Annotated in this window: 13 protein-coding genes and 1 other annotated feature; of the genes, 8 read left to right on the top strand and 5 right to left on the bottom strand. The window is 57.9% G+C overall.

All coding sequences use genetic code 11. The features are described from left to right. Positions 1–117: 117 nt before the first annotated feature. Positions 118–1,449 (bottom strand): ATP-dependent endonuclease, encoded by a 1,332-nt coding sequence (locus KPHS_17880; RefSeq protein YP_005226088.1) that lies wholly within the window; start codon positions 1,447–1,449, stop codon positions 118–120. Then, positions 118–1,777, bottom strand: a sequence feature (potential frameshift: common BLAST hit: gi|238893939|ref|YP_002918673.1| putative ATP-dependent endonuclease). (Overlaps the previous gene by 1,332 nt.) After that, on the bottom strand, positions 1,463–1,777 hold the full coding sequence (locus KPHS_17870) for a DUF2813 domain-containing protein (protein ID YP_005226087.1): 315 nt from the start codon (positions 1,775–1,777) through the stop codon (positions 1,463–1,465). It overlaps the preceding feature by 315 nt. Before the next feature lie 419 nt (positions 1,778–2,196). Here KPHS_17870 and KPHS_17860 point away from each other — a divergent pair, with 419 nt between their 5' ends. The 4 genes from KPHS_17860 (at position 2,197) to KPHS_17830 (ending at position 6,682) form a co-directional block, all read left to right on the top strand. After that, positions 2,197–2,892 carry an aquaporin Z gene (locus tag KPHS_17860; RefSeq protein ID YP_005226086.1) on the top strand — a complete coding sequence of 232 codons (696 nt, stop codon included), beginning with the start codon at positions 2,197–2,199 and terminating at the stop codon, positions 2,890–2,892. A gap of 115 nt (positions 2,893–3,007) precedes the next feature. Next, the gene (locus KPHS_17850; protein YP_005226085.1) at positions 3,008–3,907 is read left to right on the top strand and encodes a putative surface protein; all 900 of its coding nucleotides are present in this window, start codon (positions 3,008–3,010) and stop codon (positions 3,905–3,907) included. A 110-nt stretch (positions 3,908–4,017) separates the two neighbouring features. Beyond that, on the top strand, positions 4,018–5,703 hold the full coding sequence (locus KPHS_17840) for a prismane protein (RefSeq protein ID YP_005226084.1): 1,686 nt from the start codon (positions 4,018–4,020) through the stop codon (positions 5,701–5,703). A 10-nt stretch (positions 5,704–5,713) separates the two neighbouring features. Then, positions 5,714–6,682 (top strand): NADH oxidoreductase for HCP, encoded by a 969-nt coding sequence (locus KPHS_17830; protein ID YP_005226083.1) that lies wholly within the window; start codon positions 5,714–5,716, stop codon positions 6,680–6,682. A 211-nt stretch (positions 6,683–6,893) separates the two neighbouring features. Here KPHS_17830 and KPHS_17820 read toward each other — a convergent pair whose 3' ends face one another. Then, entirely contained in the window at positions 6,894–7,328 is a 435-nt protein-coding gene (locus tag KPHS_17820; protein YP_005226082.1) for a DoxX family protein, read from the bottom strand. A 151-nt stretch (positions 7,329–7,479) separates the two neighbouring features. On the opposite strand from KPHS_17820, the gene KPHS_17810 reads away from it, so the two are divergent. From KPHS_17810 to KPHS_17780, 4 genes are all read left to right on the top strand, one after another. Continuing rightward, on the top strand, positions 7,480–9,198 hold the full coding sequence (locus KPHS_17810) for a pyruvate dehydrogenase (RefSeq protein ID YP_005226081.1): 1,719 nt from the start codon (positions 7,480–7,482) through the stop codon (positions 9,196–9,198). A gap of 38 nt (positions 9,199–9,236) precedes the next feature. Next, positions 9,237–10,238, top strand: coding sequence for an L-allo-threonine aldolase (locus KPHS_17800; RefSeq protein ID YP_005226080.1), 1,002 nt, complete (start codon positions 9,237–9,239; stop codon positions 10,236–10,238). Between the two features lie 10 nt (positions 10,239–10,248). Further along, positions 10,249–11,691, top strand: a complete 1,443-nt coding sequence (locus KPHS_17790) for a putative nucleoside-diphosphate-sugar epimerase (RefSeq protein YP_005226079.1) — start codon at positions 10,249–10,251, stop codon at positions 11,689–11,691. A gap of 87 nt (positions 11,692–11,778) precedes the next feature. Next, complete coding sequence (locus KPHS_17780) at positions 11,779–12,792, top strand: putative dehydrogenase, NAD(P)-binding protein (RefSeq protein ID YP_005226078.1); 1,014 nt, start codon at positions 11,779–11,781, stop codon at positions 12,790–12,792. Here the strand turns inward: KPHS_17780 and KPHS_17770 are convergent. Then, positions 12,789–13,619, bottom strand: a complete 831-nt coding sequence (locus KPHS_17770; protein ID YP_005226077.1) for an N-acetylmuramoyl-L-alanine amidase — start codon at positions 13,617–13,619, stop codon at positions 12,789–12,791. The genes KPHS_17780 and KPHS_17770 overlap by 4 nt on opposite strands. Before the next feature lie 31 nt (positions 13,620–13,650). Then, positions 13,651–14,790 carry a GGDEF domain-containing protein gene (locus KPHS_17760; protein ID YP_005226076.1) on the bottom strand — a complete coding sequence of 380 codons (1,140 nt, stop codon included), beginning with the start codon at positions 14,788–14,790 and terminating at the stop codon, positions 13,651–13,653. Positions 14,791–15,168 lie beyond the last annotated feature (378 nt).

Genomic DNA, 15,168 nt, shown 5'->3' with positions numbered 1-15,168 from the left:
CCAGGCGGTGATTCTATCGAAACCCGTTGGCAACAGGACACCCATTTTTCTCGTCAATGAGGTTTTGTTTAGCTGCCGGAGAGCTTTGTGCCGCCGTAAATGACGACGGCGGTGAGATTAATCGGCACGACCGCGGGCTAGCCACAGCACCCGTGAGAACATTTTCTTCAGCAGCGTCGGCACAGCGTCCACGCCACGGCGGCCGGCCTCCATCGCCACCTCAATCGCCAGGTCCGGCTTGGATGAGCGATGGATGGCTTTGGTGATCACCCGCCGCATATTCATCGGGACATTATCCGGGATCTGCGCCACCCGATGATAAACGTCATCAAATCCCTGACGATACATAAAGTGTTCCATATCCAGCGCCGGCAGACTGGTCAGATGGTCGCGCTCCAGCTCGCGATCGTTATTAAGCAGACCTCGTACCGTCGCGGCATATTTTTTCCCCGCCTCATCGCCGTCCACCAGCACGTGCCACTGGATCCCCATCCGGCGGGCAAACTTGATCAATGGCTTCAGGCCGGACTGGGCGAATTCGATCACCTTAACCCCTTCAGCATCAAAATGATGACCGCACTGCCGGGCCAGTTCGTTGATAACCCAGGTTTCCGTCTCTCCCTCCACCAGCAGCCAGCAGCGGGCGAAGAGCGATGAGGCGCGATTGAAGCGGATGTGAAAAGCAATGCGCCGGCTCTCTTCGGCATTCATTCCGCCCGGCCCCAACCGCCACGCCGATACCCGCGTCGACTCACGCACCAGCCGGCAGACCTGCTCTACCGGCGTCAGGGACAGCAGCTCTCCGGAGTTGGTGGTGGTCACACGCTGCAGCGGCAACAAATTCAGCAGGTGCCAGGCGACGGAAAGCATGATCGGATGCAGACGGGTCTCGGGATCTTCAATCAACAGCAGCGGTCGCGCGTCGCGATCGAGGCGCACCGTCCCTTTCGCCTGCAGGAGGGTGGCAAACAGCCCCAGCAGGATCACCCGATGGCTGCGCCCGCCGGGCTTGTCGATCATCCGGTTGATAATATCCAGATAACGCCAACTGCGCTGTTCATCATGGGAGCGCCGCCGCATCAGGCGATGCCGCGTCTGAGCGCTGCTTTGCTCGGCAAAGTAATGCTCAAGCAGTTGCACCATGGCCGATAGCCCCTGACGGATCTGACCGTCCGATAAATTTTGCGGATGGCTGACCAGTTCGCGGGAGAGAAAATCCAGCTGACGGGCGGTGATCTCTATCTGCGGCGAGTGCGGTACCGTCCCGTTATGGATGCGGCGCATAAAGCGCGCATCGCGCAGGCGCAGCACCGGCATCAAACGCACCAGGTGTCGGGCCAGCTCATCAATCTCCTCCAGCACCAACGCTTCGCCTTCACCATCGATAAAGCTCCGCAGGGTCATCACGCTGTCATCTTCGGCGAGCTCGCCCTCCAGGCGATAGAACACCCGGTGATACCCGTCATCGCAAGGCACCCAGCAGCGCTGAAGCGGACGGAAACGCCGGACCCGATGGCGGCCTGGCTCCGTTTCGCGTAAGGTCAGGATAATATGCAAATGGTGTTCGCGCCCCTGGATGTCGCCCGGGGGAAACCAGAAAATCATCGCGAATAAAGTGATAAAGATCGAACTCCGGCGACAAAAGCAGGGTCAGCGCATCAAGCAGACTGGACTTCCCCCACGCGTTCTCCCCGATCAGGACGTTATTTTGCTCCAGCATCAACGACAAACGATTGATACCGCGAAAACCGACGATTTCTACGCGCTCAAGAAGCATATCCCCTCCGCTACACCACCACTCTCCTTCAGTAATCAACAGTATAGCGAGGGCGGAGGCAAGATGACACTCTGCTTAATCGCATCCGTGGCTCATATTCAGCGGATTAAATATATTCATAAAATTACTCACTTATCGCCTATTACCGGCCGTTGATTATTCATCAAACAAAATAGTTTTATTTCAGGCGTTATGATCTACACTATTGATAATCTTCCATGGATAAAGGAAAGGCTAAACTGGCAAAAGGAATCCACTCACCTTGCCCTAAATCAAATAATATCAATATATTTAACTGGCTCCGGGATGGCGATTATCTCTAGAATAACGCCGCTTTATTTTTATCGTCATCCCTTATCACGATAAATAAAGACCGGCACGGTCCGCTCGTGCGCGTAAACAATTTAATTGAGGTGGTTATGTTCAGAAAATTAGCAGCCGAATGCTTCGGCACCTTCTGGCTTGTATTTGGCGGCTGCGGTAGCGCCGTGCTCGCCGCGGCTTTCCCCGAGCTGGGTATTGGTTTTGCCGGCGTCGCGCTGGCATTTGGCTTAACGGTATTAACCATGGCGTTTGCGGTCGGCCATATTTCCGGGGGGCATTTCAACCCGGCGGTCACCTTAGGCCTGTGGGCCGGCGGCCGTTTTCCGGCAAAAGAGGTCATTGGCTATATTATCGCTCAGGTGGTCGGCGGAATTATTGCCGCGGCGGTGCTGTACGTGGTTGCCAGCGGTAAAGCCGGCTTTGATGCCGCCGCCAGCGGCTTTGCCTCCAACGGCTATGGCGAACACTCCCCGGGCGGCTTCTCCATGCTGTCGGCTATCGTCATTGAAATTGTCCTGACCTGCGGCTTCCTGCTGGTTATTCATGGCGCGACCGATAAACATGCGCCGGCGGGCTTTGCCCCCATCGCCATCGGCCTGGCGCTGACCCTCATCCATTTGATCAGCATTCCAGTCACCAATACCTCGGTCAACCCGGCGCGCAGCACCGCGGTGGCAATTTTCCAGGGCGGCTGGGCGCTGCAGCAGCTGTGGCTGTTCTGGGTCATGCCAATCGTCGGTGGGATCCTCGGCGGCGTGCTGTATCGCACCCTGCTGGAAAAACGCGATTAACGCTTTTCAAAGCCCGGGTCTCCGGGCTTTTTCTTTCTGGCGACAGCTTTACTCGGCCCGGTGATTTGGGTAGTGTCATGGGCGCTATTCTCATCATGCAAGGGCTGCATCGTTCATGTTTTCGGGACTCTTTATTATTCTGTTGCCGCTGGTCGTCGGCTATTTACTGCCTCTTCGTCACTCCTCCGCGCTAAAGCTGATAAACCGCATGCTCAGCTGGATTGTCTATGTAATCCTTTTTTTTATGGGTATCAGCCTGGCGTTCCTCGACAATCTGGCCAGCAACCTGCTGGCAATATTGCATTACGCCGCGGTGAGCGTGGTTATCATTTTACTGTGTAATATCGCCGCACTGCTGTGGCTGGAAAGTAAAATGCCATGGCGCAGTCAGCATCGTCAGGAGAAATTACCCTCGCGCCTGGCCATGGCCCTGGAATCGCTGCAGCTGTGCGGTGTGGTCGTGCTCGGTTTTCTGCTCGGTCTGACCAGACTGCCTTTTTTACAGCACGCGACAGAAGCCAGCGAATATACGTTGATTTTTCTCCTGTTCCTCGTTGGTATCCAATTACGCAATAATGGAATGAGTCTGCGACAAATAGTCCTTAACCGCCGGGGAATGATCGTCGCCGTGGTGGTTACGGCCAGTTCATTACTCGGCGGGATACTTAACGCCTTTATTCTCGGTCTGCCGTTAAAGACCGGTCTGGCAATGGCCAGCGGTTTCGGCTGGTATTCGCTCTCCGGTATTTTACTCACCGAATCCTTTGGCCCGGTCATCGGTAGCGCGGCGTTCTTTAACGATCTCTGTCGCGAGCTGCTGGCCATCATGTTAATTCCGGGCCTTATTCGCCGCAGCCGCTCCACGGCGCTGGGGCTGTGCGGCGCCACCTCGATGGACTTCACCTTACCGGTACTGCAGCGTTCCGGCGGCGTCGAAATCGTCCCTGCCGCCATCGTGCACGGTTTTCTGCTTAGTTTGCTGGTCCCGATCCTGATCGCCTTTTTTACCGCCTGAGCACCCGCTGGCGGCAGCCCTCCTGCCGCCAAATTTGCGCTAAATCAATCTCCCTTTAAGTTGTCTGAGAAATACCTTTTCACCCGTTGCCGCGCGGCATAACCTTAAACATGTATATCAAATATAACTTTAAAGGTGTGACCATGTTTTGTGTGCAATGTGAACAAACCATTCGTACCCCAGCCGGCAACGGCTGCTCTTACGCGCAGGGGATGTGCGGTAAAACAGCGGAAACCTCGGACCTGCAGGATCTGCTGATTGCGTCACTGCAAGGCCTGTCCGCCTGGGCGCTTAAAGCGCGCGAATATGGCATTATCGATCATCAGGTCGACAGCTTTGCCCCCCGCGCCTTCTTCTCCACCCTGACTAACGTTAACTTCGATTCCCCGCGCATCGTCGGCTACGCCCGCCAGGCAATTGCCCTGCGTGAGGCGCTGAAAGCGCAATGCCTGGCGATCGATGCCAGCGCCGCGGTCGACAGCCCGGTCGCCGACCTGCAGCTGGTCAGCGACGATCTGGGCGACCTGCAGCGTCAGGCGGCGGACTATACCCCGAATAAAGATAAAGCCGCCATCGGCGAAAATATTCTCGGTCTGCGCCTGCTGTGCCTGTACGGTCTGAAGGGTGCGGCGGCCTATATGGAGCACGCCCACGTGCTCGGCCAGTACGACAACGCTATCTATGCCCAGTACCATAAAATCATGGCATGGCTGGGCACCTGGCCTGCGGATATGAATGCGCTGCTCGAATGTTCGATGGAAATCGGCCAGATGAACTTCAAAGTGATGAGCATCCTCGACGCCGGTGAAACGACCAAATACGGCCATCCGACGCCGACTCAGGTCAACGTTAAAGCAACCGAAGGGAAGTGCATCCTGATCTCCGGCCACGATCTGAAGGATCTGTGTAACCTGCTGGAGCAGACGGAAGGCACCGGCGTCAACGTCTATACTCATGGCGAAATGCTGCCGGCTCACGGCTATCCGGAGCTGCGTAAATTCAAACATCTGATTGGCAACTACGGCAGCGGCTGGCAAAACCAGCAGGTGGAGTTCGCCCGCTTCCCGGGCCCCATCGTGATGACCTCTAACTGCATCATCGACCCGACCGTCGGCGCCTACGACGATCGCATCTGGACTCGCAGCATCGTCGGCTGGCCGGGTGTGAACCATCTGGAAGGTGAAGACTTCTCCCCGGTCATTGCCCAGGCGCAGCAGATGGCGGGCTTCCCGTACAGCGAAATCCCGCATCTGATCACCGTCGGCTTTGGCCGTCAGACCCTGCTTGGCGCGGCGGATACGCTGATCGATCTGGTCAGTCGTGAAAAACTGCGCCATATCTTCCTCGTCGGCGGCTGCGACGGCGCCCGCGGGGAGCGTAACTACTTCACCGATTTCGCCACCAGCGTGCCGGATGACTGCCTGATCCTGACCCTGGCCTGTGGTAAATACCGCTTCAACAAACTGGACTTTGGCGATATCGAAGGGCTGCCGCGCCTGGTCGACGCCGGGCAGTGTAATGACGCTTACTCGGCGATTATTCTGGCGGTCACGCTGGCGGAGAAACTGGGCTGTGGCGTCAACGATCTGCCGCTGTCGCTGGTGCTCTCCTGGTTCGAACAGAAAGCGATCGTCATCCTGCTGACGCTGCTGTCGCTGGGTGTGAAAAACATCGTCACCGGTCCGACGGCACCTGGTTTCTTCACACCGGATCTGCTGGCGGTCCTCAATGAGAAGTTTGGTCTGCGTTCCGTGACCACCGTGGAACAAGATATGCAGCAGCTGCTGAGCGCTTAAGGAGTCCCTGATGACTATGCCAACCTCCCAGTGCCCGTGGCGGATGCAGGTTCACCACATTCACCAGGAAACCCCGGACGTGTGGACCCTTTCGCTGCTGTGCCACGATTACTATCCGTACCGCGCTGGCCAGTACGCTCTGGTTAGCGTGCGTAACTCGGCGGAAACGCTGCGCGCCTATACCCTCTCCTCGACGCCGGGGGTCAGCGAATACATTACGCTGACCGTTCGCCGTATTGACGAGGGTACGGGTTCGCAGTGGTTGACCCGCGAGGTCAAACGCGGCGATTACCTTTGGCTGTCCGATGCGATGGGCGAGTTTACCTGCGACGATAAAGCGGAAGATAAATTCCTGCTGCTGGCCGCCGGTTGCGGCGTGACACCGATCATGGCGATGCGCCGCTGGCTGGCTAAGTATCGACCGCAGGCCGACGTACAGGTGATTTATAACGTGCGTTCGCCGGAAGATGTAATCTTTGCCGAAGAGTGGCGCAACTACCCGGTCACCCTGGTAGCGGAGCACAATGCGACGCATGGTTTTGTCGCCGGCCGTCTGACCCGGGAGCTGCTGCAGAGCGTGCCGGATTTAGCCAGCCGCACCGTGATGACCTGCGGCCCGGCGCCTTATATGGAGAAGGTCGAGCAGGATGTTGCCGCCCTGGGCGTCACCCGCTTCTTTAAGGAAAAATTCTTCACCCCGGTGGCTGAGGCCGCCACCAGCGGGCTGAAATTTACTAAACTGCAGCCGGCGCGCGAGTTTTACGCGCCGGTGGGCACCACGCTGCTCGACGCGCTGGAGAGCAATAAAGTGCCGGTGACCGTCGCCTGCCGCGCCGGCGTCTGCGGCTGCTGCAAAACCAAAGTGGTTTCCGGGAAGTACAGCGTCACCAGCACCATGACGCTGACCGACGCCGAAATCGCCGACGGCTATGTGCTGGCCTGCTCCTGTCATCCGCAGAGCGATCTGGTTCTCGCCTGAGGTCAAAATCCCCGGTGGCGCTACCGCTTACCGGGGCTACATCGCTGTGCGATTTGGTAGCCCGGAGAAGGCGCAATGCGCCGCCTCCGGGAAAATCCCTGGCGACAATAAACAAACGCTCAGGCGACATGAGATAAACGCTTTCCCGGACTGAAAAAATTGCAAATCGCCAACAGTATCGACTTTACGCCCCAGGACGAATGAGGCATTTTTACCGCCAGGCCGACTGACCGGCCAGCGAATAACGCCCCGCGCCGAGTAGCGCAATCGCCAGTGCGCCAACAAAGAAATAGACCAGATTCTCAATGGCCCACGCTCCCACCGCATCAAGCGCAAACGTCTTATCTAAGCCGACCATCAGCCACGCCACCACCATGGTGAACGCCAGCACCAACGCCGCCGGGCGGGTCAGGACGCCGAGAATTAACAAGCAGGGAGCGACCACTTCCCCCACCAGCACACCGTAGGCGATAAACCCGGGCAATCCCTGCGCCGCCAGCATCCCGCTAATGCCATCCACACCATCTATCAGCTTATGGATTCCATGGAAAAGCATTAAGCCGCCGACGGCAAGTCGTAACAAGAGTTTACCGGCGTCATCATGTGACAGCCTGCGATTTACTGTGTTTAACAATCCTTTAACCATTTGATGTGCATCCTGTTTTGCATCCTGTGTACTTCCTGAGTATGCGCAGCCGGAGAGGAATAAAACCAGCAAAAAATCAGGGGTAATCGGTTACATTGCGGTCAGTTTCATCTAAGCTTGAAGGCGTTATCAAAAAAAGGAGATGGAGATCATGAAACAGACCGTGGCGGCATACATTGCCAAAACGCTGGAACAGGCCGGCGTGAAACGTATCTGGGGCGTCACCGGAGATTCCCTCAATGGATTGAGCGATAGCCTTAACCGCATGGGCACCATCGACTGGATGCCCACCCGGCACGAAGAGGTCGCCGCTTTCGCCGCTGGCGCGGAAGCGCAGCTGACCGGCGAGCTGGCGGTCTGCGCCGGCTCCTGCGGACCGGGCAACCTGCATCTGATTAACGGTTTGTTTGACTGTCATCGCAACCATGTCCCGGTGCTGGCCATCGCCGCCCACATCCCATCCAGCGAAATCGGCAGCGGCTATTTTCAGGAAACCCATCCTCAGGAGCTGTTCCGCGAGTGCAGCCATTACTGCGAACTGGTCTCCACGCCGGAACAGATCCCGCAGGTGCTGGCAGTGGCGATGCGTAAGGCAGTGATTAACCGCGGCGTCTCGGTGGTGGTGCTACCCGGCGATGTGGCACTGAAGGCCGCCCCGGAAAGCGCCAGCAGCCACTGGTATCATGCGCCGCTGCCGACGGTCACCCCGGCGGAAGAAGAGTTGCGCAAGCTGGTGCAGCTTATTCGCTACTCCAGCAATATCGCGCTCATGTGCGGCAGCGGTTGCGCCGGCGCCCACCAGGAACTGGTGGAGTTCGCAGCCAAAATTAAAGCCCCCATCGTCCACGCCCTGCGCGGCAAAGAGCACGTGGAGTACGACAACCCGTACGATGTGGGCATGACCGGGCTGATTGGCTTCGCTTCTGGCTTCCACACCATGATGAACGCCGATACCCTGATCCTGCTGGGTACCCAGTTCCCCTATCGCGCCTTCTACCCAACCGACGCGAAAATTATCCAGATCGACATCAACCCCGGCAGCATCGGCGCACACAGTAAGGTCGACATGGCGCTGGTGGGCGATATTAAATCGACGCTGAAGGCGCTGCTGCCGCTGCTGGAAGAGAAAACCGATCGCCACTTCCTCGATAAGGCGCTGGAGCACTATCGCGACGCGCGAAAAGGGCTCGACGATCTGGCTAAACCCAGCGATAAAGCCATTCACCCGCAATATCTGGCGCAGCAGATCAGTCATTTTGCCGATGAAGATGCCATTTTCACCTGTGATGTCGGCACCCCGACCGTCTGGGCGGCACGCTATCTCAAAATGAATGGTAAACGCCGCCTGCTGGGCTCGTTCAACCACGGCTCAATGGCCAACGCCATGCCGCAGGCCATCGGCGCCAAGGCCACTGCGCCGGAGCGGCAGGTAGTGGCCATGTGCGGCGACGGCGGGTTCAGCATGCTGATGGGCGATTTTCTGTCGCTGGCGCAGATGAAGCTGCCGGTGAAGATTGTCATCTTTAACAACAGCGTGCTGGGCTTCGTGGCGATGGAAATGAAGGCCGGGGGCTATCTCACCGACGGTACGGAGCTCCACGATACCAACTTCGCCCGCATCGCCGAGGCCTGTGGTATCAAAGGTATACGCGTTGAAAAAGCCTCCGAGGTGGATGAAGCGCTGCAGACCGCCTTCCGCACCGACGGTCCGGTGCTGGTCGACGTCGTCGTCGCCAAAGAGGAACTGGCGATCCCGCCGCAGATCAAGCTGGAGCAGGCCAAAGGCTTTAGCCTGTATATGCTGCGGGCGATCATCAGCGGGCGCGGCGATGAGGTCATCGAACTGGCGAAAACCAACTGGCTCAGGTAAAACAGAAGCAATACGTTGAACCAGACCAAGGAAAAGCCGTGATCGATTTACGCAGTGATACCGTTACCCGTCCCGGGCGCGCCATGCTGGAGGCCATGATGGCCGCCCCGGTCGGGGACGATGTGTATGGCGACGACCCTACCGTCAATGAACTGCAGCGCTATGCCGCCGACCTGGCCGGCAAAGAAGCGGCGCTATTTCTACCCACCGGCACCCAGGCCAATCTCGTTGGCCTGCTCAGCCATTGCCAGCGCGGCGAAGAGTATATCGTCGGCCAGGGGGCGCATAACTATCTGTACGAAGCCGGCGGCGCGGCGGTCCTCGGCAGTATTCAGCCGCAGCCGATCGACGCCGCGGCGGATGGTTCGCTGCCGCTGGATAAAGTGGCGGCGAAAATCAAACCCGACGATATCCATTTTGCCCCCACCCGCCTGCTGAGCCTGGAAAACACCCATAACGGTAAGGTGCTGCCGCGCGACTATCTGCAGGAAGCCTGGGCGTTTACCCGCCAGCGCAATCTGGCGCTGCACGTCGACGGCGCGCGCATCTTTAACGCCGTGGTGGCCTACGGCTGCGAGTTACGCGATATCGCCCAATACTGCGACTCCTTCACCATCTGCCTGTCAAAGGGGCTTGGCGCTCCGGTAGGCTCGCTGCTGCTCGGCAGCGAGGCGTACATTCGCCGCGCCGTCCGCTGGCGGAAAATGGTCGGTGGCGGGATGCGCCAGGCGGGCATCCTGGCCGCCGCCGGGCTGTACGCGCTGAAAAATAACGTGCAGCGCCTGCAGGAGGATCATGACAACGCCGCGTGGATGGCGGAGCAGCTGCGCGCTATCGGCGCCGACGTCACCCGTAACGATACCAACATGCTGTTCGTTCGCGTCGGCGAAGAGCAGGCCCCGGCGCTCGGCAAGTTTATGCAGGCGCAGGGGGTATTGATTAACGCCTCGCCTGTTGTCCGTCTGGTCACTCACCTGGATGTCAACCGTCAGCAGCTGAGCGAGGTGGTCGCCCACTGGCAGGCTTTTTTACAACGCTAAGGAGTCAGGCGTGTCGCAATCAGTTCTGGTGCTCGGCGCCAGCGGCTATATTGGCCAGCATTTGGTGCGCGCATTAAGCGCGCGGGGCTATCCGGTGCTGGCGGCGGCACGCCATATCGACCGATTGCAAAAACTCGCTTTGCCCGGCGTTACCTGCCGGTCAGTCGATCTCAATCAGCCGCAGGACCTGCCTGCGCTACTCACCGGTATCGATACCCTTTATTATCTGGTCCACGGCATGGGCGAAGGCGGTGATTTTATCGCCCATGAGCGGCGGGTGGCGACGTATGTGCGCGATGCCCTGCGTCAGTCATCAGTGCGCCAGGTGATATTTCTCAGTTCGCTGCAGGCCCCGGCGCAGGAGCAGTCCGACCATCTGCGCGCTCGTCAGATTACCGGCGATCTCCTGCGTGAGTCGGGCGTGCCGGTGACCGAGCTGCGGGCCGGGATTATCGTCGGCGCCGGCTCCGCCGCCTTCGAGGTGATGCGCGACATGGTTTATAACCTGCCGGTGCTAACCCCTCCGCGCTGGGTACGTTCGCGTACCACCCCTGTCGCGCTGGAAAACCTGCTCGTTGACCTGGTTGAGCTGCTGAATCATCCCTCCGATGCGCACCGCGTCTTCGAAGCCGCCGGTCCGGAGGTGTTAAGCTATCAGCAGCAGTTCATTCGCTTTATGGCCGTCAGCGGTAAACATCGCCCGCTCATTCCCATTCCCCTGCCGACGCGCTGGATCTCGGTGTGGTTCCTCAATGTCATCACCTCGGTGCCGCCGACCATCGCCAAGGCGCTGATTCAGGGGCTGAAGCACGATCTAATCGCTGACGATCGGGCGCTGCGGGCGCTGATCCCGCAAACGCTGATCCCCTTCGATCAGGCGGTTCGCCGCACGCTGAAAGAAGAAGAGCAGTTAGTAAACTCCAGCGACTGGGGCTACGACGCTCAGGCTTTCGCCCGCTGGCGACCAGAGTACGGCTACTATCCGAAGCAGGCAGGTTGCACCGTCGCCACTCAGGCAAGCCGCCAGGCCCTGTGGCAGGTCGTTAACCAAATCGGCGGGGAAGAGGGGTATTTTTTCGGCAATCTGCTGTGGAAAACCCGCGGCGCGATGGATCTGCTGGTCGGCCACCGGCTGGCCAAAGGGCGGCCGCAGCGCGCTTATCTGCAAACCGGCGATACGGTCGACAGCTGGAAGGTAATTATCGTGGAGGAAGAAAAACAGCTCACCCTGCTATTCGGTATGAAAGCGCCCGGGCTGGGCCGATTAAGCTTTACCATTAACGATAAAGGCGATCGTCGTGAACTGGACGTGCGCGCCTGGTGGCACCCGCACGGTATGCCAGGCCTGATCTACTGGCTGCTGATGATCCCGGCGCACCTGTTTATTTTCCGCGGTATGGCGCAACGCATCGCCCGGCTGGCCGAACAAATCTCAGGCAGAGTCGAAGGATAAGCGTTATTCTTTCATGATTCTCATTGCATAGTCGGGAGAATCACGGAAAAATGCGCACGAAATTCTTTTCTGGGACAGTAGAGTGATATGAAGGTACTGGTTACCGGTGCGACCAGCGGATTAGGCCGCAACGCAGTGGAATATCTGCGCAACAAGGGCATCAGCGTGCGAGCGACCGGGCGCAACGAAGCGATGGGCAAGCTTCTGAGCAAAATGGGGGCGGAATTCATCCCGGCAGATTTAACCGAGCTGGTCTCTTCGCAGGCTAAAGTGATGCTCGCCGGTATCGATACCCTATGGCACTGCTCCAGCTTTACCTCGCCATGGGGCACTCAGCAGGCTTTCGATCTCGCTAACGTCCGCGCCACCCGTCGTCTGGGCGAATGGTCAGTGGCATGGGGAGTGCGCAATTTCGTCCATATCTCTTCGCCATCGCTCTATTTTGATTATCACCATCATCGTGATATCCAGGAAGATTTCCGTCCACACCGCTTCGCCAACGAGTTTGCCCGCAGCAAGGCGGCCAGCGAGGAGGTGATCAACCTGCTGGCGCAGGCCAACCCGCATACCCGTTTTACCATTCTGCGGCCGCAGAGCCTGTTTGGGCCGCACGACAAAGTCTTTATCCCCCGGCTGGCGCAAATGATGCAGCATTATGGCAGCGTCCTGCTCCCGCGCGGCGGCAGCGCGCTGGTCGACATGACCTATTATGAAAACGCCGTACATGCGATGTGGCTGGCGAGCCAGCCGGCCTGCGATCATCTTCCCTCCGCCCGCGCGTGGAATATCAGCAACGGCGAACCGCGCACCTTGCGGAGCATCGTGCAGAAATTGATCGACGAGCTCGGTATCAAATGCCGGATCCGCTCAGTTCCCTATCCGATGCTGGATATTATCGCCCGCAGCATGGAGCGCTTTGGCGATAAAACCGCCAAAGAACCCGCGTTTACCCACTACGGCGTCTCCAAGCTTAACTTTGATTTTACGCTCGATATCACCCGCGCGCAGGACGAGCTGGGCTATCAGCCGGTGGTGACGCTTGACGACGGCATCGTGCGCACCGCCGCCTGGCTTCGCGACCACGGTAAACTACACCGCTAACCCTGGCCATATTTTTCTAACAGCGCCTCGGCTATCGCTTCGGTTTGCGCATCCGCTACCCCATCCCAGCGCTGCGGACGGAAGTGCATCTGGAAGGCGATAATCACCCGCTTCTTCTGCGCGGGGGTCATCTCCGACGTCACCTGATAGCCATAGCGCGAGAGCAAATCCAGTACGATTTCGGGGTCCACTGGCTCGCTGGCCGGCCGCCCGTTGAGATAAAAGGCCACCCGCTGCTCGTCAGGCCAGGCGCCGATCCCCTGCTGCGCCAGCTGTTGCCAGGGGAATAACGGCCCCGGATCGTCTTTGCGCTGCGGGGCGATATCCGCATGGGCGACCACATTCTGCGGCGCGATGTGGTAGCGGGCGATGATATCGCGCGCCAGCGGGATCAGAGCCGCAATCTGTTCCGGATGAAAGGGGGTAAAACTTTTGACGCCCGCCGTCTTCTGCCAGCCGCGGTTCTCCAGCTCAATGCCAATGGAGGTATCGTTAATGCGCGTACTGCCGCGCCAATAGCTTACCCCGGCGTGCCAGGCTAAATCCTCTTCCGGCACCAGCTGCCAGATCCGCGGTTTATGCTGATAACGCGGGGGCTGTTCAGGAATTAAATAGTGGGAGCTGACCTCTTTATCGGTCAACGTGGCCAGCGAGACATCAAAATTGTCAGCCGTATAGTGGATCACTAACACCTTTATTCGCGGATAGGCAGCCTGCGCCGGATGACGGGTGTCCAGCTGGTATCCGTCGCGATCGATAATGCCCTTTTCCCCAGCGCAGCCGGTTAGCAGCAGCGCCAGCAGCACGATCCGCATCATCCGTTTCATCCCTTCTCCCTTGCCCGGCAGCGTCTCCGGGTTAATAAGACCATTGATTACGTCCTTTATTTTTCGCCTGATACAGCGCCCTGTCCGCCCGGGCGATCAGCGTCTCTATCGGGACCGTGCCATCGGAGGCGACGATCCCGATACTCACGGTGACCTCCGACGCCACCGCCGAAGCGGCGTGCGGTAGGCCTGCCTCGCGGATCTTCTGCTGAATGCGCTCGGCAATAGCGGTGGCATGCGCTAAGGACACCCCGGGCAACACGACGACAAACTCTTCGCCGCCGTAGCGAGCCACCAGATCGCCCTCCGCCCGGACCGCCATTTTAAGCACCTGCGCGACAGAAGATAAGCACTCATCACCAGCCTGATGGCCATAGCGATCGTTATAGCGCTTAAAATAATCGACATCGATCATCATCAGCGCCAGCGGCGTTTTTTGCTGCCAGATCGCCGCCAGGTAAGCATTGAGCGCCCGACGGTTAGCGGTTCCGGTTAAGGCATCCTGGTTGGCGATACTTTCCAGCCGCTGAATAAGCTGCATATTCTCCTGGTGGGTATCCCAGGCTTCGTCATACCAGCGCTGCAAAATACGTCGGCCATACAGCAAAATCGCGGTAAAAATGGCCCAGAGGATCAAAAAGCGGATCTCGGTGTGATAGTGGAGCTGTATTCCCGCCAGCAAGGCGGTCACCCACAGCGGCAGCATAAAAGCGGTTATGCCGGGCCAATGGTGATACAGCGCGGTGAGGCCGGTAGTCATTAATATCACCAGCAGCGGCCAGGCAAAGGGCAAGGTCCAGAAAAAAATAAAACAATAATTACTCAGGGACCAGCACAGACTGAGCGCCAGCAGCAGCCCGGTGATGATATTCAACGTATATCGTCCCTGCGCCAGTCGCGGCGTGAGGGCAATAATCACTAAAATGGCCGAAATGATAATAACCGCAATCAACGCCGCTTCGATATAAGGAATAACCGCCCGGTGCGTCAGTAGCCTCTTATCAAAATAGGTAAAGATAAAATTGCGGAAGAAAATCATTAACGCAAAAGCGATATTGACAAAGGCCAGCCAGGGCATACTCATGGACAGCGCATGGCGCTGGACATTATCTCTGGTGGCCCACAACGCGGCTCGCTGCTGCCGGGCGCGCTCTCGCTTATTTGTTAACATCTTAACTCCCTGGTGACCTGCATGACCATGGGCGCAGCCCCTGCTTTTCTATATGATAAACCATGTTACCGGGAATGTCTGTCAGCGCCCTATCCCCTCAGCTCCGGCCTCTCAGGGTGATTTTCAGCTAACGACCGAAGAAAATAGCCTGGTCCGCTCCCGATGGGTAACCGGCTCAAAAAACAAGCATCAGCACTGCGAAATACGTCATCTTTTCGCTAAAAAGCGTTAACTAACCGTCATTAAATTGCAGCATTTTGCTTACAAAAAGCAGTGTGAGTTCAATCTGAATCATTCATTGGTGAATGCAAACAAGAGCATGATGATAGCGAGATAAACAATAGGGGCTAAGAATATTAAATATGCAGCTTTAGTGGC

The organism is Klebsiella pneumoniae subsp. pneumoniae HS11286 (assembly GCF_000240185.1).
Taxonomy (GTDB): Bacteria; Pseudomonadota; Gammaproteobacteria; order Enterobacterales; family Enterobacteriaceae; genus Klebsiella; species Klebsiella pneumoniae.
The sequence above is the reverse complement of the archived record's forward strand: the minus strand, read 5'-3'. Positions and strand labels throughout refer to the sequence as shown.

What these genes read in the sequence shown, in the direction of transcription:
- KPHS_17870 (YP_005226087.1), bottom strand. Translation starts at nt 1,777, where the DNA reads ATGCTTCTTGAGCGCGTAGAAATCGTCGGTTTTCGCGGTATCAATCGT.
- KPHS_17860 (YP_005226086.1), top strand. Translation starts at nt 2,197, where the DNA reads ATGTTCAGAAAATTAGCAGCCGAATGCTTCGGCACCTTCTGGCTTGTA.
- KPHS_17850 (YP_005226085.1), top strand. Translation starts at nt 3,008, where the DNA reads ATGTTTTCGGGACTCTTTATTATTCTGTTGCCGCTGGTCGTCGGCTAT.
- KPHS_17840 (YP_005226084.1), top strand. Translation starts at nt 4,018, where the DNA reads ATGTATATCAAATATAACTTTAAAGGTGTGACCATGTTTTGTGTGCAA.
- KPHS_17830 (YP_005226083.1), top strand. Translation starts at nt 5,714, where the DNA reads ATGACTATGCCAACCTCCCAGTGCCCGTGGCGGATGCAGGTTCACCAC.
- KPHS_17820 (YP_005226082.1), bottom strand. Translation starts at nt 7,328, where the DNA reads ATGGTTAAAGGATTGTTAAACACAGTAAATCGCAGGCTGTCACATGAT.
- KPHS_17810 (YP_005226081.1), top strand. Translation starts at nt 7,480, where the DNA reads ATGAAACAGACCGTGGCGGCATACATTGCCAAAACGCTGGAACAGGCC.
- KPHS_17780 (YP_005226078.1), top strand. Translation starts at nt 11,779, where the DNA reads ATGAAGGTACTGGTTACCGGTGCGACCAGCGGATTAGGCCGCAACGCA.
- KPHS_17770 (YP_005226077.1), bottom strand. Translation starts at nt 13,619, where the DNA reads ATGAAACGGATGATGCGGATCGTGCTGCTGGCGCTGCTGCTAACCGGC.
- KPHS_17760 (YP_005226076.1), bottom strand. Translation starts at nt 14,790, where the DNA reads ATGTTAACAAATAAGCGAGAGCGCGCCCGGCAGCAGCGAGCCGCGTTG.